The sequence below is a fragment of the Rufibacter sp. JT3400010 genome (genome assembly GCF_054956755.1).
Window position 1 is genome coordinate 35,565 of the sequence record NZ_JBUDXA010000026.1, and the last position, 22,617, is coordinate 58,181.

Below are 22,617 nucleotides of genomic sequence, written 5' to 3' on the forward strand. Positions count from 1 at the left end.
CACAGGCTTTTGATGGTTTAGAAAAACATCAATTGAGGCAATGCCCTTCCCTCTTTTGTCAACCTGAAAGGATCTTGTGGGCTAGCTAGGTGGACAGAAGAAATGAAACAGCAAACATTTATAACCTTTAACTCTCTGGAAAAGCCTTTCTAGTTGTATAGTGTACTGCATTACAGTTCGCCCACAAGGTCCTTTCAGGATGACAAAAGAGGAAGAGTGATGCAAAGAAGGGAACGAGGTGAGAAAAGAAGAAATGGCGAGGAGAAAAGAAAAAAAGGATGGAGAAGTTTGCAAAAAGCGTTTTGTGCCAGTTTTTCAAGAAACAGCCTAAAGAAGGAAAACTCTTAGCACATTAGTTCATTCAAAAATCAGCACATTAGCATATTAAATCATTAGCACATTAAACTATGCAAGAATACACCCGTGCCCAGTTGGCCCTCCGGAACGGCCAGGACCGTGATGAGATTTGGGTGGCGTACAACGGCGAGATTTATGATGTGACCAAGTCCAGGTTATGGCGGCGGGGAAACCATTATGAGCATTGGGCGGGCCAGGATTTAACGCAGGAACTAGCCGATGCCCCGCACACCGCGTATGTGTTTGACAAGTTCTCTGTGATAGGAATTCTGAAAAAATAGTTTTTGTTTGGGCAAGTTTTCGGAGATTTGGCCCAGATTCTTCACCTACTTTTATGATTCTACTAGCTGATAGCGGCTCCACCAAAACGGCCTGGCGTTTACTAGATAACGAGGGTGTCACGGCCCAAGCCCATACCATAGGCATCAACCCCTATTACCAGAACACAGATGAGATTGCCCAGTCGCTGAAAGAGAGCCTTTTAGCGCAGTTGCCCGGCAGCGCTCCCCAGGAGATTTATTTCTACGGTGCAGGTTGCAGCGCCCCAGACAAACAGGAAATCGTTAAATCAGCTTTGGCTCAAATCTTTCCGCAAGCGGAGATTCATGTGCACCATGATTTAGAGGCCGCCGCCCGCGCCTTATGCGGAAACAAAGAAGGCATTGCCTGCATTTTGGGCACCGGCTCCAATACCTGCCTGTATGACGGCGAAAAGATTGTGCAGAACATGCCTAACCTGGGCTTTATTCTAGGCGATGAAGGCAGCGGCGGCTACATGGGCAAGCTTCTGGTACAAGCGTTCCTGAACCAGGAGCTGCCCCAAGAGATGCACCAGGCGTTCCTGGACCGCTACCACACAGACCGCGACGAGATTGTAGACCATGTGTACCGCAAACCGTACCCTAACCGCTACATGGCCAGTTACGCCAAGTTTCTCTTTGACCACCAGAAGCACCCCTACATCTACCAGCTCATTTGCCAGTGTTTTACCGATTTTTTCCTGAAAACCGTAGTAAAATACCCAGACTATGAGCAGAAAGAGACGCATTTTGTAGGTTCCATTGCCTTTTACTTTGCAGACATTCTGCGCACAGTAGCCCAACGGCACGGCGTTACCGTAGGTCAGATTTTAGAAAGTCCTATTGCAGGTCTGAGCCTGTACCACCAACAGAAAATCACTGTATGAGCACCACAGAAACCGCATCAAACTACAACCATCTGGAAAAGATGAGCGTGCAGGAACTCCTCACCAACATCAACCAAGAAGACAAAACCGTGCCTTTGGCCGTGGAGAAAGCCATTCCGCAGCTAGAGAAACTGGTAGAAGCCACCGTAGCCAAGATGAAAGAAGGCGGTCGCCTGTTCTACATTGGCGCGGGTACCAGCGGCCGGTTGGGTGTGGTAGACGCCTCTGAGTGTCCGCCTACGTTTGGGGTACCGTTTGACATGGTCATCGGGATTATGGCCGGGGGCGACACCGCCATCAGAAAAGCCGTGGAATTTGCCGAAGACGATGACCAGCAAGCCATCATTGACCTAGACGCGTACGGTGTGAACGAGAAAGACGTAGTGGTGGGCATCGCGGCCTCCGGCCGAACTCCTTACGTGATTGGCGGCTTACAGGCCTGCAACGAACGTGGTATTACCACCGGCTGCATTGTCTGCAACGCAGATAGCAAAGTAGCCGCCGTAGCGAAATTTCCCGTGGAAGTGGTGACAGGTCCTGAGTTCCTGACAGGCAGCACCCGCATGAAAGCCGGTACGGGCCAGAAATTAGCCCTGAACATGCTCACCACATCTGTTATGATTCAGTTAGGTCGCGTGAAAGGAAACAAGATGGTAGACATGCAGCTCACTAACCACAAACTGGTAGACCGCGGCGTGCGCATGATCATGGAAGAACTGAACACGTCTGAAGAAAAGGCCAAAGAATTATTAGACTTACACGGCAGCGTGCGCGCTGCCATTACCGCCTCCGCTGAGCACTAAGATTTGCGTTTTATCCCTGCTTTCTCAAAAGGAAGCTAAAACGAACCGAGAAGATTCGCTGGTGAACGGCGAATCTTTTTTTATGCCATTCTGCCATCCCTAAAGGCTGTTTCTCCGTTATGGATTTCTGCAGTCATTCTCTTTCACTATGCACACCATTGAACCTTTCTATAATTGGATAGAAGCCTACTCAGCTTCAGAAGATGAACGTTCTCCGCTGTATGGCGCAGAGAACAATGAAAACGAATACACCCATACCATTTACGGCTACTACATACACCCGCAGTGGGACGACATTGAGTCTGAGACGCTTTTCCTCAAAATCCTGTATGTGGATTACCATGACAATTACGCCATCATTGAATTCATTGGGGAGTGGAATGATACGCTCAATAATGATATCATGTCTTTGAAGCGCAACATCTTAGATTTGATGATTGGTGAGGGAATCAACCATTATATTCTGATTGGCGAGAACGTCTTCAACTTCCATGGTTCAGATGATGCGTACTACGAAGAGTGGTTTGAAGACGTAGAAGACGGTTGGATTGCGGCCATCGGGTTCCAGGACTTTGTGGTGCAGGAAATGCAGCAGTTTCATGTGGATTATTACATCAACTTCGGGGGTGAGTTGGACAAAATTCCATGGCGTACTTTGGCTCCGCCCCAGTTATTTCACCGGGTAGACAGCCTTATTCAGCGGCGTTTAGGTATGTAAATGTTTATAAACAGAAGCGGGCACCTGTAGGGGTGCCCGCTTCTGTTTATGGGTAAAGGTGAGATTAATCTTTAACGTCGTCTCTAACTTCTTCGGCTTCATCTTTCACTTCTTCAGCACCATCTTCAATCTCATCACCGGCTTCTTCAGTAGCGTCTTCCACTTCTTCGGTGGCTTCCTCGCCGCGCTGCTCGGTGGTGTCACGGCAGGAGCCGAAGGTCATCATACCTGCAGATAATAGCATTACCAACAATGTCTTTTTCATAGTCTTATTTTGTACGTGAAACGGGAATCGCTTTCGCGAAGATGGTTCTTCTTACTCAGGATCAACCTGGTCAACACTGTCCTTCACTTCTCTGGCCTGGCGGGCCAAAGCAGTGTCACCGGCCATCTCAGCGTGCGTTTCTACTTTCTCTGCCTGCTTTTCCATGCTGTTCTCGGTTTTAGAATCACAGGCCGAAAAGCTTGCTACTCCTCCCAGGAAAGCAAACAGAAACAATGTCTTTTTCATAGTCTTATTTTGTACGAACGTGTCATCTTCCGCTCTTTTCTTCGCTGGACTTTTACCAGTCCTAAGAGAAGTAAAGAACTTTGATTCTTTAGGGGATATGTACGGGTGTATGGGGAAATGGATATATTTTCACGCCAGAATATAAAAACAATACAATCAGATTCTTCTAAACGAACAAGGCGCGGGTCCTTCCTGAACGAATTCAGGAAGGACCCGCGCCTTTGTTGTTATACCGTTTAAGGTTAACGGTGATTACTTGTCTACGACAAGAGAATCTTGTGAAAATCCGGCCGTATCAATGGGTGCGGCAGTGGTTTCCGCAATATCAGTGGCGGTGGTCGCTTCTTCCATGGTTTCTGAAGCAGGCGCAGAAGCCTCTTCCACTTGTTTAGATTCGCACGCAGTGAAAGTCAATAGAACCGCTGCTGCAAAAAATAAAATTATCCTCATAAAGGGTAAAGCTAAATAGGGTTTAGTAGGTAAGTCGCAGAAGAAAGAAATAAGCGTTGCCGCTTATTTCTTTCTGAACACTAAATTAACGGGCACTCCTTCAAAACCAAAATGCTCGCGCAAGCGGTTCTCCAGGAAGCGAGTGTAGGATTCCTTGATGTACTGCGGCAGGTTGCAGAAGAACGCGAACGTAGGCGTGTTGGTAGGCAACTGCGTCACGTATTTGATCTTCACAAACTTCCCTTTGATGGACGGCGGCGGATAACGCTCAATCTCCTTCAGCATGGCATCATTCAGCTTGGAGGTCGGAATTTTCATGGTTCGGTTCTCGTGCACCTGAATAGCCGTTTCAATGGCCTTGTGTACGCGCTGCTTGTTCAGCACAGAGATGAACACGATGGGCGGATACGCGATAGGCGCAATCTTCTCCCTAATGGCGTTCTCCATGTCGCGCATGGTGTTGGTTTCTTTCTCCACCAGGTCCCACTTGTTCACCAGAATCACCAGACCTTTGCGGTTTTTATCGGCTAGCCCGATGATGTTCATGTCCTGGGCTTCAATGCCGCGGGTGGCGTCCAGCATTACAATCACAATATCACTTTCCTCCAGCGCGCGCACGGAACGTAACACCGAGTAAAACTCAATGTCCTCATGCACTTTGCTTTTCTTCCGAAGCCCGGCGGTATCTACAATGATGAATTCCTGCCCGAACGCATTATAATGCGAGTGGATGGAGTCACGGGTGGTACCGGCCACATCCGTTACAATGTTACGCTCTTCGCCTAACAACAGGTTCACGAACGAAGACTTGCCCACGTTTGGTCTGCCCACCACGGCAATGCGCGGAATTCCTGCCTCGGGGTTTTCAATGCCTTCCTCGGGGAAGTGCTTTACTACCTCATCTAACAGTTCTCCCGTTCCTGAGCCGTTTTGGCTGGAAACCGGGTAAATCTCGCCTTCAAAACCTAAGGCGTAAAACTCACCGGCTAGGTGACCACGCGCGTGTGTATCGGCTTTGTTGGCTACAATGTACACGGGCTTATCGGTGCGGCGCAGTACGTCGGCAAACTCCTGGTCTAAGCCAGTCAAACCCGCGTCTACGTCTACCATGAACAGGATTACATCGGCTTCTTTGATGGCCAGTTCTACCTGCTTTCTGATTTCTTCTTCAAAGATGTCATCTGACCCGCGTACGTAACCGCCGGTGTCAATCACAGTAAAGTATTTGCCTGTCCAGTTGCCGTGGCCGTAGTGGCGGTCACGGGTCACGCCGCTCTCATTGTCCATGATGGCTTTGCGGTGCCCTACTAAACGGTTGAACAGGGTTGATTTGCCCACGTTGGGGCGTCCTACAATGGCGATTGTATTTTGTGCCATATAACTTGAAATGTGCGTTTTGAGGCTCCTTTTCGGGAATCGCTCCCAAAACGCGGGTTAAACCTGCGGTATCGCCTTCGTGGCGCCGCTAGGGAATTGTCTGTATCACGTAGCGCGTATCGAGTAGCACGACTTTGCTTGAGAATCGTGATACATGATACGTGCGTCTTGATACTAAATGCTGTTGTAGCCGAAACGGTCCAGCAAACGCTTATCGGCGCGCCAGTTTTCGTTCACGCGTACGTAGAGGTCCAGGAACACTTTTTTTCCGAAGAACTCTTCCATGTCAATGCGGGCTTGCGTACCTACTTTTTTCAGTGCCGCGCCCTTATCCCCGATAACGATTCCTTTCTGGCTTTTGCGTTCCACGCTGATTTCAGCGCGCATCCTGATGATGGTTTCGTCTTCCTTGAACTCTTCCACCACCACTTCGCAGCTGTAGGGAATCTCTTTTTTGTAGTTCAGGAAAATCTTCTCCCGTATCATCTCGGCCGCAAAGAAACGCTCAGGCTTGTCGGTTAGTTCATCTTTGGGATAATACGCCGGGTGCTCGGGCAGCAGGTCCAGAATTTTCTGGAACACGCCGGGCGTGCCCTGGCTGTGCAACGCCGAGATGGCCATGTATTCCTGGGCGGGCAGCTGCTCTTTCCAGTACTCCACCTTGGCGACAACCTCTTCCTGCGTGGCCTGGTCAATCTTGTTAATGAGCAGCAGAATGGGGGCTTTGGCTTTGCGCAAACGTTCTACCACTTCACTCTCGTCGTGCTTCTCATAGATATCAGTCACAAACAGGATAACATCGGCATCTTCCAGGGAAGCATGCACGAAACGCATCATGGACTCATGCAGCTCGTACTGCGGCTGAATGATGCCGGGCGTATCTGAGTACACAATCTGGAAATCCTCGGAATTCAGAATTCCCATGATGCGGTGGCGGGTGGTCTGGGCTTTTGAGGTGATAATGGACAGTTTCTCGCCTACCATCACGTTCATCAACGTGGACTTGCCTACGTTCGGCTTGCCTATGATGCTTACAAACCCTGCTTTGTGCGGCTTATCTTCCATTTTTATCACCTCCATTTTGAAATAGTTTGCAAAGGTACAGCTTTTTAATGAGTTCTGAATCAGGAGTTCAAGGGCCATTCTTTTGCTTACGAGGTCCTCACCGTTGCGTTTAGAGGCTTTTTCTGAGAAACAACCCCTAAACGCAACATGAATAGAACGCTGGCGCGAGCCTCCGGCTCGTGTCCGGACGCATTGCTGGTTTTTCTGGCTAGAACCCGCCTTAACTTCTCTGACCCGGATTTACCTCCTATTTGTCACCTTGGAAAGATCTTGTGGGCTAACCCGTAAGGCGTTGCAGTAAATGGTATTACCGTTCGTGCACAAGGCCCTTTCAGGATGACAAAATAAGGGAGAGCGTTCAGGAATGCGTGCTTGCACGAGCCAGAGGCTCGCGCAAATGGTGGGTACTTGCCTCTTGGTTTTAAGGGAAGCCCGCGAAGAAGTTGAAACATTTATCTGTTCCTAACGCTTTATGTTCTGAGCCTGTTTTTAAGAAATAGGCTCAGAACAGGAAAACCATCTCTATCAGGCATAATTAATATCTATTGGAAAATGATGCATATCACCTTTTTGGCTCGCGCCAACTGCTGCTCAATTCCGTATCTTTGCCCCTCAATTGAAAGCGTATGAAAAGTGGAGCCACTGGCAAAACAGGAGTATTATTAGTGAACCTCGGCACGCCGGACTCTCCCAGCGTACCGCACGTGCGCAAATACCTGCGCGAATTTTTGTTGGATAAACGGGTGCTGGACATTGCCGCGCCTTCCAGATACATGTTAGTGAATGGGGTGATTGCCCCTTTCCGGGCACCTAAATCGGCGAAAATCTACGCACAGCTCTGGACCGAACGCGGTTCGCCGTTGCTGTTCCACGGTCTGGATTTGCAGCGGCTGGTGCAGGAAAAGTTAGGCAAAGACTACCACGTGGCGTTTGGCATGCGGTACCAGAGCCCCAGCATTGAAAACGCGTTAAGAGAATTGCAGGAGAAAGTGGTGGACCGCATTGTGGTGCTGCCGCTGTTCCCGCAGTACGCCTCGGCCAGCACGGGTTCTGTGCAGGAGAAGGTGATGGAAATTGTGAGCAAGTGGGAAGTGATTCCTGATATCAGGTTCATCAGCACCTTCTGCAACCATCCCGGCTTTATCGGTACTTTCGCCGAGATTGCGCGCCAGCACATGGCTAAACGCGACTATGACCACTTTGTGTTCAGCTACCATGGTCTGCCCGAGCGCCAGATCCTGAAGGCCAGCACCAAAAGCTACTGCCAGTTGGGCGCCTGCTGCAACACCTACCACAGCCGCAATCGTTACTGCTACCGGGCTCAATGCTTTGAAACTTCCCGGCAACTAGCCAAGGCTCTGAACATACCAGAAGACAAGTACACCGTTTCGTTCCAGTCACGGCTGGGCAAAGACCCTTGGCTGCAACCGTACACCGATTTCATCCTGAAAGACTTAGCCGCCGCGGGTGTGAAAAGCGTCTTAGCTTTCAGCCCTGCGTTTGTCGCCGATTGTCTGGAAACCACCATTGAAGTAGGCAAGGAATTCAAAGAAGAGTTTGAAGCCGCCGGGGGCGAACACTGGCAATTGGTGGAGAGCCTGAACACACATCCAAGTTGGATCAACGCCGTGACCGAAATGATTCTGGAGGCATAAGTAGTTGCTTACCGCATCATTCAAAAACCAAAAGGAGAAGCCTAGGCATTTGCCTGGGCTTCTCCTTTTATGGGCTATTCTGTTTTAGATCTACTTTTAGATAAACGCGCTCTAAATGCGTTTCAAGTCCACCCACTTCTCCGTGATGACAGGGGCATGGTGTACAAGCCGGTTCAACAACTCATCGGCTTGTTCAGCAATGATGATATTCTGGCGGTGCTCGGCCTTCACGAAACCTTCAGCCACGCTGTGGTCCATCATCTGCAGAAACGGGTTGAAGTAGCCGTTGACGTTGAACAACGCCGCGGGTTTCTGGATAATCCTGAGCTGGTTCCAGGTCACAATCTCGCAGAACTCATCAAATGTCCCGAATCCGCCCGGCATAGCCACAAATGCATCAGACTCAGCAGCCATCAGGGCTTTGCGCTCGTGCATGGTTTGTACCACGTGCAGTTTGGTGAGCCCGGTATGCGCCACTTCCATGTCTACCAGACTCTGCGGAATTACCCCTACCACCTCGCCGCCGCCAGTCAGCACCGCATCGGCTATAACGCCCATCAATCCCACCTTCCCGCCGCCGTACACCAACCTAATACCTTTCTCCGCGAACAGCGTTCCCAGCCCGTGGGCGGCTTCACGGTAAATCGGATTATGACCGCTGCTGGCCCCGCAAAAAATAGCAATGCTTTTCATATGTAATACGTTGACGTTACAGGCAGACAAAGGTACGAAACAGTTCTCTATGACACGTAGCGTCGCTACACGTAACGACGTGTTTCCACGCAGCGACATGGCTTCTAATAATACAAACCCCTTCCCCTGCAACAATAGCTTCTGCCATGATTTAAAGTTGATTTAAGGGAGAAACTTTTCCGTTTTATAGAGACACGTCGCTACGGTGTAACGACGCCACATTTCCAAAAACAGATCTAAAACAGAACAGGAGCCACTAACGCAGCTCCTGTTTCGTTTACAGAGAGAGAAAGACATCTCCTCATTTCCTCATTTCCAAACCTTCAAATCATTAGTAAGCTCTGGCAAAATACACGCGTCTGCTGGAAGGCTGACCGGTCACCATATCTACGCCTTCTTCCTCTGGTGAGTCCAAGGCAATACAGCGGATGGTGGCTTTGGTTTCTTCTTTGATGCGTTCTTCGGTTTCTGGCGTGCCGTCCCAGTGGGCCAGCACAAATCCAGGCTTTTCATCCAGCACGCGTTTGAACTCTTCGTAAGAATCTACTTTGGTGGTGTTGGCTTCTCTGAAATCTAGGGCGCGTTGGAAGATGTTGGCCTGGATCTCATCCAACAGGGCTGGAATGGTGTTCACCAGGTCATCAAACTGCTGCGAGCTCTTTTCTTTGGTATCACGGCGGGCTACCTCGGCGGTGCCGTTCTCCAAGTCACGCCCACCAATAGCGATGCGCACCGGCACGCCTTTCAGTTCCCACTCAGCGAACTTGAAGCCGGGGCGCTCGGTGTCGCGGTCGTCAAACTTCACGGAGATGCCTTTTGCTTCCAGTTGCTTTTTCAGGCCTGAAACCTTTTCAGAGATTTGTGCCAATTGCTCTTCGCCTTTGTAAATAGGCACAATCACTACTTGAATGGGCGCGAGTTTTGGAGGTAATACCAGACCCTCATCGTCTGAGTGGGCCATGACCAAGGCACCCATCAAACGGGTACTTACACCCCAGGAGGTTCCCCATACGTGCTCCAGTCCGCCTTCTTTGGTGGCGAATTTCACGTCAAACGCCTGCGCGAAATTCTGGCCTAAGAAGTGCGAAGTTCCGGCTTGCAGGGCTTTCCCGTCTTGCATCAAACCTTCAATGCAGTAGGTATCTAAAGCACCCGCAAAACGCTCATTTGGCGTTTTCTTCCCACGCACTACTGGCAAGGCCAAGAAATTCTCGGCAAAATCAGCGTAGACGTGGAGCATTTGCTCTGTTTCAGCGATGGCTTCTTGCGCGGTAGCGTGAGCGGTGTGGCCTTCCTGCCATAGGAACTCAGCGGTACGCAGGAACAGGCGGGTACGCATCTCCCAGCGCACCACGTTGGCCCATTGATTAATAAGCAAAGGCAGATCGCGGTAGCTCTGTATCCAACCTTTGTAGGTGCTCCAGATAATGGCCTCAGACGTTGGCCGCACAATGAGTTCTTCCTCCAGTTTGGCGTTAGGGTCTACGCGCAGTTTACCGGGTTTGTCGGGGTCGGTTTGCAGGCGGTAGTGGGTAACCACAGCGCACTCTTTGGCGAAACCCTCGGCGTTCTGTTCTTCGGCCTCAAACAAACTTTTGGGCACAAATAGCGGAAAATAGGCGTTGGAGTGTCCGGTGGCTTTGAACATATCATCCAGCACCCGCTGCATCTTTTCCCAGATGGCGTACCCGTACGGTTTGATGACCATACAGCCGCGTACCGCCGAATTCTCGGCCAGTCCGGCCCGTTTTACTAACTCATTATACCACAGGGAATAATCTTCACTGCGTTTAGGCAACCCTTTGCTCATTTTTTGTATCTTTGATAAAGAAGAAATATATAGCGAATCTCGAATAACTCGGCATAGAATTTGCTTCTTTTTTGAAGAATTCTATACCTTTTCGGTTCAAAAATACGTTAATAAATCTGAATAGAAACGTTGGCGAACCGGATACTCGTGTGACTGGGCTTCGTGAATTGATCTGACATCCATTACCAACTACTATACTCCCATGAAATATACTACAAATAAACTGCTGATACTCCCGTTGCTGGGTTTTCTGGCTGCCGGGTGTACCACATCTTCTAACTTGCAAACCAGCGAGGTAGATGATGTCTATTTTTCCTCCCAAGACAAGGTAACCTATGTGGAGCCTATGGCTGCGGAGCAAGCAACGGAAGAAGCTTATGCAGCGGAGACAGATGATGCCTCGCAGGACATTACCGAACGCGTGAGTGATCCAGGGTCTTACGCCCAAACCAACCGCAGAAACAATACCCCTTACCAGTACTCTTATTACGATGCCCCGTTCGGGAACCCGTTTTATGCGTATGCCTCGCCTTTCTACTATCCGGGACGCTATTATTCCAGGGCGGTGATGATGGACCCCTGGATGGATCCTTTTTACGATCCGTTCTACGGCCCAAGCATGGCAAGTATGGCCATGTATGATCCGTTCTGGCCGCGCACCGGCATTTCTATTGGCATAGGCCTGGGCTTTGGAAGGTACTACAATCCTTGGGGATATGGTTATGGCTATGGTAACCCTTACAGATACGGCGGCTTGTACGGCGGTAGCTACTATGACAACTATTATGGTGGCGGAAGAGCAGTAGCTAGCCGGGTGGCCTATGGTCGACGTGATGACAGAAGTTCTAACGTGGGAGGACGCAACCCTAACATCTCCCGTGAAAACCGCGGCAGCATTGCGGCTCCTGCTACTAACAGATCTTCCAGAAACGCCATCCAGCCAGGCAGCAGAGTTAGTGACGCTACTATTCAACCTAGTAACAGAACGCGCTCCAACGCCAGAACTGGCGCAATCAATCCAGACGGCACCGTGCAACCGCGCCGCAGAATGATCTCTACTCCGTCAGAAAGCCAGACCCAGGGCATTAGTGTTCCGGCCCTGGAAAGAAGATCACGCACCAGCACTGGTTCTGAAGGCACTGCCCAGCCTACCAGACGCCAACGGACAGAGTACACACCTGCTCCCACCCGTTCTTATGAACCAAGCCGTTCGTATGAACCATCACGCTCCTATGAGCCATCCCGTTCTTCTTCGTCTTCTTCTGGTAGCAGCAGTGGTGCCGGCAGCAGCTCAGGTGGTGGTGGCCGTAGAGGCAGAAATTAACCCTTTTCCCTTAAAAACTACATGAAACGATATAGTGTTCTTCTGGCCTGCCTGGCGTTGCTAGGCAGTGCCGGAGAGAGCTTTGCCCAAAATGAGGTAGATGCTCTTCGTTATTCCCGCACAGATTTAGGCGGGACCGCTCGTACCCTGGGCCTTGCTGGTGCCAACGTAGCCCTTGGCGGCGATGCTGGTTCTTTCTCTTCCAACCCGGCCGGTTTAGGCCTTTTCAGACGATCTGAAATCACCGTCTCTGCCGGTGTCAACGTAAATGAGGTAAACAGCACTGTTTATGGCTCTATGGGCACCAACAGCCGCAATAATCTCAATATTCCTGGTTTTTCAGCAGTGTTCTCTACCCGCAAAGCAGATGACGAGGAAGGCGACTGGCGTTCCAGTTCTTTTGGGATAGGGTTCACCCGGCAGAATAACTTCAACCAACGCAGTTTCTACCAAGGCACCGCCGGTGGTGATAACATGACGTTTGGCCAATATGCTGCTCAACGAGCCAATGCTTTTGGGTTGCCGGCTAATTCAGTTCAGGAACTTGCTTATGAGACGTATCTGATTGATAAGGATAACCTAGGCTACTTCTCCCCGAATGTATCTGCCTCTAACACGTTCCAGGAAAATATTGAAACCACCGGTTCTCAGAACCAATGGGATTTTGCCTACGGAGCCAGTTTCCGCGATAAGTTCTTTATAGGGGCCTCTTTAGGTTTAAGCACCATCCGCTTTAAGCAAACCAGAATCTATTCTGAACAAGGCCCAGCCACAGACATAACAGACTTGAGCCTTAGAGATGAGTTGACCACCGAAGGTAATGGTCTGAGTTTACGGGTGGGTGCCATCTATAGACCAAGTGATGCTTTGCGCCTTGGCTTCTCGGTACAAACGCCTACCTGGTACACCATGGTTGACCAATTCAGCACTAACCTGGCCGTTAACTTCAATCAGGCACCAGCAGAAGGGGTTTCTTTGAATCAGTACTTTGCCTCTGATTTGGGGGAATATGAGTACAGCCTAACTACTCCTTTCAGAGCCAGTGGCGGAGCAGCTTTCTTCCTGGGCAAAAACGGTTTTATCACCGCCGATGTAGAATACGTGGACTACAGCAATGCTCGCTTAGATGCTGATGATTCTTTCCAAACCGAGAACCAGAACATCCAGAATGTGTATGACAAAGCACTTAACTACCGCTTAGGCGCTGAAGCCCGTTTTAACATCTTTAGAGTAAGAGCCGGTTATGCCCTGCAAGGCGACCCGTTTAAAAACAGCGATGTAAACCAAGCCAGAACTTACTATACCGGTGGGTTCGGGATCAGACAGAACAACTTCTTTATTGACGGCGCTTTGGTGTATAGCAAATACAACAGCGTGTACTCTCCTTACGTGAACAGTGAATTTGATGTGCCTGGCTCTGAATTCGAAGGTCTATCAACGCCTACGGTGACCAACAAGCATAAGAACACCAACTTTATCGCTACGGTTGGCTGGAATTTCTAAAACTGTTTAAGTCCTGTTTTAACGAAAACGCCTTTAAAACCATAAAAGCGAAGGGCTCTCCTGAATCATCAGGAGAGCCCTTCGCTTTTATGGTTACTGTAAACTCTTGCTTAAATATGGATGGCTCTGTTCTCAGTGGCAGCCAAACAAGCTTCTTTCATAGCCTCGGTATAGGTTGGGTGCGCGTGGCTCATGCGGGCGATGTCCTCGGCGGAAGCCCGGAATTCCATAGCCACCACGGCCTCGGCAATCATATCCGCAGCACGTGGCCCAATCATGTGCACGCCTAAGATTTCATCGGTCTTCGCATCTGCTAGCACCTTCACGAAACCATCAGTGTCCATAGACGCTTTGGCCCGACCTGATGCTTTGAACGGGAAGGAACCGGTTTTATATGCTACGCCTTGGGCTTTCAATTGCTCCTCGGTGAAGCCTACGCCCGCCGCTTCTGGCCAGGTGTACACTACGCCCGGAATCAGGTTGTAGTTAATGTGCGGCTTCTGGCCCGCCATAATCTCGGCTACCAAAACTCCTTCTTCCTCGGCTTTGTGCGCCAGCATAGCACCCCTGATTACGTCGCCAATGGCGTAGATGCCCGGTACGTTAGTTTGCAAGTGATCGTCCACGGCAATCATGCCGCGCTCACCTAATTGCACACCTGCGTTCTCCAGACCCAAGCCCTCGGTGTACGGTTTACGGCCTACGGATACCAGGCAATAGTCACCTTCAAACGTTACAGTCTGGCCTTTTGGAGATTCGGCCGTTACCACAACACCTTCGCCTTGCACTTCAGCACCGGTTACTTTATGCCCGAAGAAGAACTCAAAGCCGAGGGTCTTTTTCAACACGCGCTGTAATTCTTTTCCAAGGGAACGGTCCATGGTAGGTATGATGGCATCGGTGTATTCCACTACAGACACTTTTGAGCCTAAACGGGCGTACACAGAACCTAACTCCAGACCAATTACCCCACCACCAATTACAATCAGATGCTTCGGTACTTCTTTCAAAGTCAAGGCCTCGGTGGAAGTGATAATACGGTTCTTGTCAACCGGAAGGAACGGCAGGTTGATAGGCTTAGAACCAGTCGCGATGATAGCCTTGTCCGTTTCAATCTGCTGCTCAGCTCCGTCTTGGCCCGAAATCTTAATGGTGTTTTTGTTCACGAAAGAACCATGGCCGTTGTACACGTCCACCTTGTTCTTTTTCATGAGGTACGCAATCCCGTCGTTATTGGACTTGATGACATCGCTTTTGCGGGCAATCATCTGCTCCAGGTTCACCTTCAAGTTCTCCAATTCAATGCCGTGCGTCTTAAAGGTATGCGCGGCATTGTGGAAGTGCTCAGATGAATCCAACAAGGCTTTAGACGGAATACAGCCTACGTTGAGGCAAGTTCCTCCCAATACTGAATATTTCTCAATAATGGCGGTTTTCAGACCCAACTGCGCACAGCGAATTGCTGCCACGTAGCCACCCGGACCGGAACCGATTACCGTTACATCGTATTTCATGTTCTTTCTTTTTATGTGAAGAAAGGCTCCGTACCCGCTCTTGTCCAGCAGCACGGAGCCTTTCGTTTTTTAACTCATTTTCACGAATTCACGCGTAAAGCACAAGTTTAGACTCCCAGTAATAAACGCATCGGGTCTTCCAGCAACTCTTTCACGCGCACCAGGAAGCTCACAGACTCACGACCGTCAATGATGCGGTGGTCATAAGACAACGCCAGGTACATCATTGGTCTGATCTCCACCTGGTTGTTGATAGCCACCGGACGGTTCACGATGTTGTGCATCCCTAAGATAGCAGACTGCGGAGCATTGATGATTGGCGTTGACATCATAGACCCGAACACCCCACCGTTGGTGATGGTGAAGGTACCACCGGTCATTTCGTCAATACCCAGTTTGTTTTCGCGGGCACGCTTGGCCAGACGTACTACTTCTTTCTCAATACCATCCAGGCTCAGACCTTCGGCATTCCGGATAACTGGTACCACCAAGCCCTTCGGCGCAGAAACCGCGATAGACACGTCACAGAAATCATTGTACACAATCTCGGCACCGTCAATCTGGGCGTTTACCGCTGGCCACTCTTGCAGGGCAACCGTACAAGCCTTCACGAAGAACGACATGAAGCCTAAACCTACTTCGTGCTTTTCCTTGAACTTGTCTTTGTATTTGGCCCGGATGTCCATGATCGGTTTCATGTCAACCTCGTTGAAGGTAGTCAACATGGCCGTCTCATTTTTCACCGCCACTAAACGCCGGGCTACTGTCTTACGCAAGCTGCTCATTTTCTCGCGACGGCTGTTGCGGGAACCTGGGGCGGCCGGAGCCGAACCAGCAGACTCCTTGGCGGCTGGCGCAGCAGAAGCGGCGGCAGGCTGGGGTGCCGGAGCAGCCGGACGAGCCTGGGCGTTTTGTGCGTCTTCTTTGGTGATACGTCCGTCACGGCCCGTACCATTCACATCAGAAGCAGAGATACCTCTCTCAGAAAGGATTTTACCGGCAGCTGGCGATGGCGTACCGCTCGCGTATGTGGTAGATCCACCGTACCCGGAAGACGCCGCTTGCGCTGGTTGAGCAGCCGGTGCGCTTGCCTGTGGCGCAGGAGACGTAGAAACACCAGAACCGGCACCTACTTCAATACGGCAGATAGTAGCACCAATTTCAACAGTATCCCCTTCCTGGGCCACAATTCTCAGAACACCCGCCGCTTCAGCAGGCAATTCAAACGTTGCTTTGTCAGACTCCAGTTCGCAGAGAACTTCGTCCATAGAAATCTGGTCGCCATCGGCTTTGAGCCATTTGGAGATAGTTACCTCAGAGATAGACTCGCCTACCGTTGGGATTTTCACGTCTAAGGTTTGACCAGCTCCACCACCTTGCGGTTGGTTAGGCATGCCTTGGCTTGGCGTATTTTCAGCAGCTACAGTGCTTTGCGGATCAGTCACAGATTTAGACTCGGTAAGAGTGTGCTCTGTAGAAACAGTAGTAGGCTGAGGCGTAGAAGCACCTTGTCCGGCGCCATCAATAGAGCAGATTACCTCTCCAATGGCAATGGTATCGCCTTCCTGGGCTTTGATTCTTAAAATTCCGGCAGCCTCAGCGGGCAATTCAAAGGTGGCTTTGTCTGATTCCAGTTCGCAAATCACCTCGTCCATGGCCACTTGGTCGCCATCTTGTTTGAGCCACTTGGCAATGGTTACCTCCGTGATGGATTCGCCCACTACCGGCACTTTTACGTCTAATGCCATAATCTCTTTTTAGATTAAGTTATGTTGTTAAAAGTCCGTTTAGGGCTTGTTTTCAGAAAAACAGGCTCTAAACGGACATACCTTTTACTTAGATACTGAATGCTTTTTCTACCACCGCGCGCTGCTCTTTCTGGTGGATTTTGTTGTAACCAGTAGCAGGTGAGGAACTTGGTTTACGGGAAACCACGTCATCAATGCCTTTGCGCATCACGCTCAGGATGTACGTCCAAGCACCCATGTTGTATGGCTCTTCCTGCACCCAGAAGATTTGTGTGTTCGGGTATTTGCTCAACTCGCGGTCTAACTGTACCTGCGGGAACGGGTGCAACTGCTCCAGACGGATGATGGCCACGTCTTTGCGGTTGGTTTTCTGCTGTTCCTCCAGCAAATCATAGTACACTTTACCAGTACACAGCAACACTTTGGTCACCGCTTTCGCCTCGGCGAAGTTATCGCCAAGCACTTCCTGGAACGAGCCCTGCATGAAGTCTTCCAGCGGCGACATCACGTTCTGGTGGCGCAGCATAGATTTAGGCGACATGTGGATACATGGTTTCCGGAACGGCGTAGCCAATTGACGACGCAGCATATGGAAGAAGTTTGCCGGGGTGGTACATTGGGTCACGTACATGTTGTACTCAGCAGCCAACTGCAGGAAGCGCTCAGGACGAGCATTGGAGTGCTCAGGGCCCTGGCCTTCGTAACCGTGCGGCAACAACATTACCACTCCGTTCATACGCTGCCACTTAGACTCCGTGGACGAGATGAACTGGTCAATCATCACCTGTGAGCCGTTAGCGAAGTCACCGAACTGTGCTTCCCAGATCACCAAGGCATTAGGGTTGGCCATGGCGTAGCCGAACTCGAAGCCCAACACGCCATACTCAGATAATAATGAGTTATAGATCTGCAGTTTCTGCTGATTTTCCTGGATATGGTTCAGGTTAGTATATGCAGCGCTGGTATTGGCATCATGCAATACGGCATGACGGTGCGAGAAAGTACCCCGCTGCACATCTTGGCCGCTCATGCGCACAATCTTGTTTTCTAACAGAAGTGAACCGTAGGCCAGCAGTTCAGCGGATGCCCAGTTAAGTGCACGGCTATTGAAGAACATATCCTGGCGCTCTTTGGTCAGTTTCTCAATCTGCTTCAACGGCTTGAAGTTCTCTGGCAAAGTGGTCAGGGCCTTCCCTACTTTTTCAATAGCCTCAGCAGAAATACCAGTTTCTGGTGATTGGTTGAAGTCTTCTGGTCTTGAACGACGAAGCTCTTGCCACTCTTTCTCCAGTACCTGGTAGTTGTACGGCAATGGCTTTTGCTTCACCATGTCCAGACGGTCTTGCAGCATCTGACGGAACTCTTTGTCCATCTCCTCGGCTACCTTCGCGTCTAACTCACCACGTCTGATTAAGTCTTTATTATAGACTTCCCGTGGGTTGTCATGCTTGGAGATAAGATTGTACAACTGCGGCTGCGTGAATTTAGGCTCATCTGCCTCATTGTGCCCATGGCGGCGATAGCACACCATGTCAATGAAGATATCGTTATGGAAACGCTGACGATATTCCGTCGCTAAACGTACGGCAAACACCACTGCTTCCGGGTCGTCACCGTTTACGTGCAGCACCGGTGCGTCAATGATTTTGGCTAAATCGGTGCTATAGATAGAAGAACGGGCGTCTTCAAAGTCGGTGGTGAAACCAACCTGGTTGTTGATTACGAAGTGGATGGTACCGCCGGTGCTGTAGCCTTCCAGGTTTGCCATTTGGGTTACCTCATAGCCAATTCCTTGTCCGGCCACGGCCGCATCGCCGTGAATCAGGATAGGAAGGATTTTATTGGTGTCACGGCCATACATGGAGTCCAGTTTGGCGCGCACAAAGCCTTCTACCACTGGGTTCACCGCTTCTAAGTGCGAAGGGTTAGGGGCAAGTTTCAAGTTCACTTTACCGCCTGATGGCGTGTTTACCTCGCTGGAGAAGCCCATGTGGTATTTCACGTCCCCATCGCCCATGGTCAAATCTGGTACGGCCGTTCCCTCAAATTCTGAGAAGATCTGCTCATAGGTTTTGCCCATGATGTTGGCCAGCACGTTCAACCGGCCGCGGTGCGCCATCCCAATCACTACTTCCTCCACGCCCAGCTCAGAGCCTTTGTCAATGATGGCATCTAGCGCCGGGATAGTGGTTTCGCCACCTTCCAAGGAGAAACGCTTCTGACCCAAGAATTTAGTATGCAGGAAGTTTTCAAACACTACTGCCTCGTTCAACTTAGACAGGATGCGTTTTTTATAGTCAACTGATGGGTTAAAAGCAACCGACTCTTTCTCAGCTTTTTCCTTAAACCAGGCCAAAACTTCCGGGTCCCGGATGTACATGAACTCAAACCCGATGGTTCCTTCATATACTTTTTTCAGGGTAGCCAGGATATCGCGCAGGGTGGCTGCACCTAAGCCTAGCTCGGACCCGCTCTGGAATTTAGTATCTAAATCAGCCTCAGACAGCCCGAAATCTTTCAGGTCTAACAAGGCCTTACGGTCTTTACGCGGACGAACCGGGTTCGTATTGGAGCGCAGGTGACCACGGGAACGGTAAGCGTAAATCAAATTACGCACCTGGATTTCCTTCTCTATCTCACTTGCAGAAGCGGTTGCCCCAGTTGTTGGTGCAGCCGTGGGAGCCGCCGCAGTGGTCGCCTGCCCGTTACCGTTCGGATAGGTTTGGGAGAAATCAAATCCTTCAAAGAATTTTTGCCAGCCAAAATCCACGGAGGCTGGGTCTTGCTGATACTGCTTGTACAGTTCATCAATGTACGCTCCGTGTGCATTGGCTATATATGAGTATTTATCCATAAAAATTGATAGTACATGCCTTAGTTTCGGCAAATTATAAAATCCTCATCAATACACATAACCATGCATTCGCATAAGCAAATATAAAGCTTCAATCATTAGTTTACTATTGGTTCTCTGAAGCAATGGCTTGTGCGTATAAATCTCATGTATGGGATACGTGAAAATTTTTGGTTTTGGCGAAATTATAGATAAATAGATAAGGGACAAACCTTTATCTGAACTGACTCTTTTATTCCTGCTTTTTCTTCCTTTCCTGCCAATATTCAATTTCCAGCCCGTATTCCCTCTGGGAGAAACGTACCATCCGGCACATCATTGCAGGCAGAAAAGATTTTAAAATAAGTATTTATACTTACCGGTTGAAAACTAGATGAAAGAGGCACCAATTTTAGGGAAGACCTATTCTTTTTCTTCTCTATGGATGAAGAAAATTCTAATACCTAGTCAGTTGAAGGACCTTCCATCTTAGACTAAGTAAATTCTGGCGCAAGCGTCCGCTTGTGTTCCCGTTTTGCAGATCTGCTACGCAGGCGGACGCTTACGCCAGAAATATTTTGGAAGAAAGTAAATATTGGAGGGTATAACTGATCTATTTATTTGATTTCCGCTGCCACCAGTGCTGGCTTGCAATTACTTACCTAATGGTCTTCTGCTTTTAGTGCACTTTCAAGAAAACAGCCTAAAATAGGGCTGAGTAATTAGCTAAAAATAACTGATGGTGGTTCCTATCGAGTCTAGAGTCTCGCGCCGGCACTTTTTATACCTGTGAGACCTTGGAGACCTCACAAGGATCACGTTTCCGGCCTGTTTTCAGCAATACCGCTTGTCCAAGGACCTCATAGTACGCGCAGCTTTCATATGTATCTGCACCAATGCTGTTTAGAGCCCACTTTCCGCAGAACAGGCTTAAAAGGATGGCTTCTACTCCCCCCGAATTCTGACTCGTACAAAGGAGGGAACCTCGGCTGAATTGTCTGAGAGCCTAGTTTGGGTGGTGGGACCTTTCTGTAACCGGACTCCCTGGGTCTCGTCTACCACCACGGTTTTCTTGCGCCAGCCTTCCACGTTTGACTTGTCGGTTATTTGGTCTGTTCCAGTTCCTCCGTAAATATGAACGGAGCTTCCTTTGCTGGCGGCACCACTTAGATCAAAGACATCATCGCCGTTAAGGCCAAAGAGGTTGATCTGCTCGGTTTCACCCGCAAAAAAGGTACGGCTGTACACTTTACCGTTATTCCTGTTGTTTTTGCCTAACCGGTAGATTTCTACCACGGTTCTCCCTTGCGGAAGACGCTGCACCACAAACCGCTCCGGCTCATCGGTGCCGGCTACGGCCACTTCTCTGGATAGGATTTTATGGTACTCTTCCGCCACTTGCACCAACAACCGCCTGCGGCTCCTCAGTTTCTGGAAGGTTTCTTCTCCTACTAACTTGTACACCGGTGGGGGCAAGCGTTTGGTGGCGGCTCGCAGGACAGAATCTGACAAAGCGATCTGCAGTTCCCGGGCAATCCTTCTAAAATCTACCAGGGTTACTTCAGACAAAGCCCTGGCATCTAAGAAAGCGGCATTGATGGTGAGTCCGAAGACATCTTTGAACTGAGGGTGGAAAGACTCAAACTTGCGGGCTGCGAATTTGCGGGTAGCCAACCACGGAATCACGCCGTCGTCATACAGGCAGAGTGCCTGGTCACGGTCTTTGGGAATAGGTTTGTACCAGACTTCGCCCTCTTGGGAATAAACCGCCCAATCCCATTGCCCCTCATGCCGGTCCCAGTCGCTGATCAAAAAATCCAGCAGACGGGCTCGGGCGAAAGCCCATTGATCAATGCGGTGGCTATTGGAACGGTAAAGGCGAGTCAGCATTACGTTAGTGTCTACCAGGTCAATGGCGGGCCCAAATGCTTTGGTGAGAGAAGCTTTGGAGTTGAATTTCTCTTCCATCATGAAAAGCCTACCCCCTATCTGTTTGGAGTATTGTTTGAAATTCTGGTCTGAAGGAAGTACATACACCAAACGCGGCGTGTGATGGAACACATGGGCAGCCTGGGCCAAAGGCGCCACTACCAGAGCCGCATACGGATTAGTGGCAGATACTTGGTCGCGCACAAAGGAACCTATAAACGTTCTGCGCCAGAAAGGAGAAAGCACATTGATGGGATCTTTATCCAATGACCGCAGGGCAAACCTTCTGCCAGCCGAATTCAGGAGGGTGATGCTGGTGGTCTGCATGCCGCCGCCTATCTTCTCAATGGCAAGGCCGCCTTCAGCTTCCTGCATGCGAAAGACTTTGGCCTTTACGGGAACAGCCCACACCGGGCGATAGTGCCTGCCCAGAAAGAACTCACCTACCTTGCTTCTCTGGTAATAAGGGCTGGCACTCACCAGCACACTGTCTGAATTAGTGACAACAGCGGGTGCCGGATTCCTGTCTTCAGGAGTTGGATTGGCAAAGAAAAAGTGCACTAGTCCATATAGGAAAAGCACTCCTACTAATGCCAGCAAAATCCTTCTCTTCATGTAAGCGGTTTCATTAGAGTTCAGCTTTACCTCAATTAGACATGAAAGGTTAGCAAGGCTAGTGAAAGTCTGCCGCTTCTTTTTACGGGAAACTGCCAGAAAACATATATCTTTAAACCTCTGCCGCAGAGATTAACTTTGGCGTTATTTCCTGCGTTAGAACTATTCTACCCACAACTTTAATTCTACCCTTATGGCAAACAGTGCTACCTACACTGGCATTACCCCAGAAGCTTACAACAAATTGAAAGGTCAGCTAGGCGCTGCCGGTATAGAACTAGCCGGTACCAGCGGGCGCGTCTCCAAACAAGGCGTTAACGCAGAGTACGCGTACGAAGAAGCTTCGCAAACACTGCAGATCAACAACGTACAGGTAAGTTTCCCGGCCAGTATGATGTTCAGTCCAGATAAGATTATTCAGAAAATTGACGAAGCCGTACGCAGCGCAGGGGGCCGAGTAGGGTAACCTGCAAAAAAAGATGGACCCAAGCGCTATCTTTTGCGTATAAAAATCCCGGTTTGCCCT

The 22,617-nt window shown here is 49.9% G+C and carries 19 protein-coding genes; 8 read left to right on the plus strand and 11 right to left on the minus strand.

The genetic code is table 11. The features are described 5' to 3' along the window. Positions 1-407 precede the first annotated feature (407 nt). The 4 genes from ACY0JR_RS18595 to ACY0JR_RS18610 all read left to right on the plus strand — a co-directional run bounded on the left by ACY0JR_RS18595 (position 408) and on the right by ACY0JR_RS18610 (position 3,064). On the plus strand, positions 408-638 hold the full coding sequence (locus tag ACY0JR_RS18595) for a cytochrome b5 domain-containing protein (protein ID WP_462635666.1): 231 nt from the start codon (positions 408-410) through the stop codon (positions 636-638). 53 nt (positions 639-691) lie between these two features. Beyond that, positions 692-1,543, plus strand: coding sequence for a BadF/BadG/BcrA/BcrD ATPase family protein (locus ACY0JR_RS18600; protein WP_462635667.1), 852 nt, complete (start codon positions 692-694; stop codon positions 1,541-1,543). Then, positions 1,540-2,346 carry an N-acetylmuramic acid 6-phosphate etherase gene (murQ, locus tag ACY0JR_RS18605; RefSeq protein ID WP_462635668.1) on the plus strand — a complete coding sequence of 269 codons (807 nt, stop codon included), beginning with the start codon at positions 1,540-1,542 and terminating at the stop codon, positions 2,344-2,346. Before ACY0JR_RS18600 ends, murQ begins: the two co-directional genes overlap by 4 nt. A 148-nt stretch (positions 2,347-2,494) precedes the next feature. Then, positions 2,495-3,064, plus strand: coding sequence for a hypothetical protein (locus ACY0JR_RS18610; RefSeq protein WP_462635669.1), 570 nt, complete (start codon positions 2,495-2,497; stop codon positions 3,062-3,064). A gap of 64 nt (positions 3,065-3,128) precedes the next feature. Here the strand turns inward: ACY0JR_RS18610 and ACY0JR_RS18615 are convergent, their stop codons facing one another. The 5 genes from ACY0JR_RS18615 to era form a co-directional block, all read right to left on the minus strand. Continuing rightward, the gene (locus ACY0JR_RS18615; protein ID WP_462635670.1) at positions 3,129-3,329 is read right to left on the minus strand and encodes a hypothetical protein; all 201 of its coding nucleotides are present in this window, start codon (positions 3,327-3,329) and stop codon (positions 3,129-3,131) included. A 51-nt stretch (positions 3,330-3,380) separates the two neighbouring features. Continuing rightward, complete coding sequence (locus ACY0JR_RS18620) at positions 3,381-3,575, minus strand: hypothetical protein (RefSeq protein WP_462635671.1); 195 nt, start codon at positions 3,573-3,575, stop codon at positions 3,381-3,383. 252 nt (positions 3,576-3,827) lie between these two features. Beyond that, positions 3,828-4,025 carry a hypothetical protein gene (locus ACY0JR_RS18625; RefSeq protein ID WP_462635672.1) on the minus strand — a complete coding sequence of 66 codons (198 nt, stop codon included), beginning with the start codon at positions 4,023-4,025 and terminating at the stop codon, positions 3,828-3,830. 63 nt (positions 4,026-4,088) lie between these two features. Continuing rightward, positions 4,089-5,402: a ribosome biogenesis GTPase Der gene (gene der / locus ACY0JR_RS18630; RefSeq protein WP_462635673.1), complete on the minus strand. Its 1,314-nt coding sequence runs from the start codon at positions 5,400-5,402 to the stop codon at positions 4,089-4,091. 174 nt (positions 5,403-5,576) lie between these two features. Then, on the minus strand, positions 5,577-6,467 hold the full coding sequence (gene era, locus ACY0JR_RS18635) for a GTPase Era (protein ID WP_462635674.1): 891 nt from the start codon (positions 6,465-6,467) through the stop codon (positions 5,577-5,579). A 626-nt stretch (positions 6,468-7,093) separates the two neighbouring features. Here era and hemH point away from each other — a divergent pair. Then, entirely contained in the window at positions 7,094-8,122 is a 1,029-nt protein-coding gene (gene hemH, locus ACY0JR_RS18640; RefSeq protein WP_462635675.1) for a ferrochelatase, read from the plus strand. Between the two features lie 111 nt (positions 8,123-8,233). On the opposite strand, the gene ACY0JR_RS18645 is transcribed toward hemH, so the two are convergent. Both ACY0JR_RS18645 and proS read right to left on the minus strand, forming a co-directional pair. Beyond that, positions 8,234-8,815: an LOG family protein gene (locus ACY0JR_RS18645; protein WP_462635676.1), complete on the minus strand. Its 582-nt coding sequence runs from the start codon at positions 8,813-8,815 to the stop codon at positions 8,234-8,236. A 331-nt stretch (positions 8,816-9,146) separates the two neighbouring features. Next, the gene (proS, locus tag ACY0JR_RS18650; RefSeq protein WP_462635677.1) at positions 9,147-10,625 is read right to left on the minus strand and encodes a proline--tRNA ligase; all 1,479 of its coding nucleotides are present in this window, start codon (positions 10,623-10,625) and stop codon (positions 9,147-9,149) included. A 202-nt stretch (positions 10,626-10,827) separates the two neighbouring features. Between proS and ACY0JR_RS18655 the strand changes: the two genes are divergently transcribed. Next, positions 10,828-11,949: a hypothetical protein gene (locus tag ACY0JR_RS18655; protein ID WP_462635678.1), complete on the plus strand. Its 1,122-nt coding sequence runs from the start codon at positions 10,828-10,830 to the stop codon at positions 11,947-11,949. A gap of 21 nt (positions 11,950-11,970) precedes the next feature. Further along, the gene (locus ACY0JR_RS18660; protein WP_462635679.1) at positions 11,971-13,452 is read left to right on the plus strand and encodes an OmpP1/FadL family transporter; all 1,482 of its coding nucleotides are present in this window, start codon (positions 11,971-11,973) and stop codon (positions 13,450-13,452) included. Positions 13,453-13,562: 110 nt separating this feature from the next. On the opposite strand, the gene lpdA is transcribed toward ACY0JR_RS18660, so the two are convergent. From lpdA to ACY0JR_RS18680, 4 genes are all read right to left on the minus strand, one after another. Beyond that, complete coding sequence (lpdA, locus tag ACY0JR_RS18665; protein WP_462635680.1) at positions 13,563-14,966, minus strand: dihydrolipoyl dehydrogenase; 1,404 nt, start codon at positions 14,964-14,966, stop codon at positions 13,563-13,565. Positions 14,967-15,073: 107 nt separating this feature from the next. Then, the gene (gene odhB, locus ACY0JR_RS18670; RefSeq protein ID WP_462635681.1) at positions 15,074-16,714 is read right to left on the minus strand and encodes a 2-oxoglutarate dehydrogenase complex dihydrolipoyllysine-residue succinyltransferase; all 1,641 of its coding nucleotides are present in this window, start codon (positions 16,712-16,714) and stop codon (positions 15,074-15,076) included. Positions 16,715-16,802: 88 nt separating this feature from the next. Beyond that, entirely contained in the window at positions 16,803-19,568 is a 2,766-nt protein-coding gene (locus ACY0JR_RS18675) for a 2-oxoglutarate dehydrogenase E1 component (RefSeq protein WP_462635682.1), read from the minus strand. 924 nt (positions 19,569-20,492) lie between these two features. Then, positions 20,493-22,091, minus strand: coding sequence for a hypothetical protein (locus ACY0JR_RS18680; RefSeq protein WP_462635683.1), 1,599 nt, complete (start codon positions 22,089-22,091; stop codon positions 20,493-20,495). 193 nt (positions 22,092-22,284) lie between these two features. On the opposite strand from ACY0JR_RS18680, the gene ACY0JR_RS18685 reads away from it, so the two are divergent. Continuing rightward, entirely contained in the window at positions 22,285-22,557 is a 273-nt protein-coding gene (locus ACY0JR_RS18685) for a hypothetical protein (RefSeq protein WP_462635684.1), read from the plus strand. The last annotated feature ends 60 nt before the right edge of the window (positions 22,558-22,617 follow it).

What these genes read in the sequence shown, in the direction of transcription:
- ACY0JR_RS18595 (WP_462635666.1), top strand. Translation starts at nt 408, where the DNA reads ATGCAAGAATACACCCGTGCCCAGTTGGCCCTCCGGAACGGCCAGGAC.
- ACY0JR_RS18600 (WP_462635667.1), top strand. Translation starts at nt 692, where the DNA reads ATGATTCTACTAGCTGATAGCGGCTCCACCAAAACGGCCTGGCGTTTA.
- murQ (WP_462635668.1), top strand. Translation starts at nt 1,540, where the DNA reads ATGAGCACCACAGAAACCGCATCAAACTACAACCATCTGGAAAAGATG.
- ACY0JR_RS18610 (WP_462635669.1), top strand. Translation starts at nt 2,495, where the DNA reads ATGCACACCATTGAACCTTTCTATAATTGGATAGAAGCCTACTCAGCT.
- ACY0JR_RS18615 (WP_462635670.1), bottom strand. Translation starts at nt 3,329, where the DNA reads ATGAAAAAGACATTGTTGGTAATGCTATTATCTGCAGGTATGATGACC.
- ACY0JR_RS18620 (WP_462635671.1), bottom strand. Translation starts at nt 3,575, where the DNA reads ATGAAAAAGACATTGTTTCTGTTTGCTTTCCTGGGAGGAGTAGCAAGC.
- ACY0JR_RS18625 (WP_462635672.1), bottom strand. Translation starts at nt 4,025, where the DNA reads ATGAGGATAATTTTATTTTTTGCAGCAGCGGTTCTATTGACTTTCACT.
- der (WP_462635673.1), bottom strand. Translation starts at nt 5,402, where the DNA reads ATGGCACAAAATACAATCGCCATTGTAGGACGCCCCAACGTGGGCAAA.
- era (WP_462635674.1), bottom strand. Translation starts at nt 6,467, where the DNA reads ATGGAAGATAAGCCGCACAAAGCAGGGTTTGTAAGCATCATAGGCAAG.
- hemH (WP_462635675.1), top strand. Translation starts at nt 7,094, where the DNA reads ATGAAAAGTGGAGCCACTGGCAAAACAGGAGTATTATTAGTGAACCTC.
- ACY0JR_RS18645 (WP_462635676.1), bottom strand. Translation starts at nt 8,815, where the DNA reads ATGAAAAGCATTGCTATTTTTTGCGGGGCCAGCAGCGGTCATAATCCG.
- proS (WP_462635677.1), bottom strand. Translation starts at nt 10,625, where the DNA reads ATGAGCAAAGGGTTGCCTAAACGCAGTGAAGATTATTCCCTGTGGTAT.
- ACY0JR_RS18655 (WP_462635678.1), top strand. Translation starts at nt 10,828, where the DNA reads ATGAAATATACTACAAATAAACTGCTGATACTCCCGTTGCTGGGTTTT.
- ACY0JR_RS18660 (WP_462635679.1), top strand. Translation starts at nt 11,971, where the DNA reads ATGAAACGATATAGTGTTCTTCTGGCCTGCCTGGCGTTGCTAGGCAGT.
- lpdA (WP_462635680.1), bottom strand. Translation starts at nt 14,966, where the DNA reads ATGAAATACGATGTAACGGTAATCGGTTCCGGTCCGGGTGGCTACGTG.
- odhB (WP_462635681.1), bottom strand. Translation starts at nt 16,714, where the DNA reads ATGGCATTAGACGTAAAAGTGCCGGTAGTGGGCGAATCCATCACGGAG.
- ACY0JR_RS18675 (WP_462635682.1), bottom strand. Translation starts at nt 19,568, where the DNA reads ATGGATAAATACTCATATATAGCCAATGCACACGGAGCGTACATTGAT.
- ACY0JR_RS18680 (WP_462635683.1), bottom strand. Translation starts at nt 22,091, where the DNA reads ATGAAGAGAAGGATTTTGCTGGCATTAGTAGGAGTGCTTTTCCTATAT.
- ACY0JR_RS18685 (WP_462635684.1), top strand. Translation starts at nt 22,285, where the DNA reads ATGGCAAACAGTGCTACCTACACTGGCATTACCCCAGAAGCTTACAAC.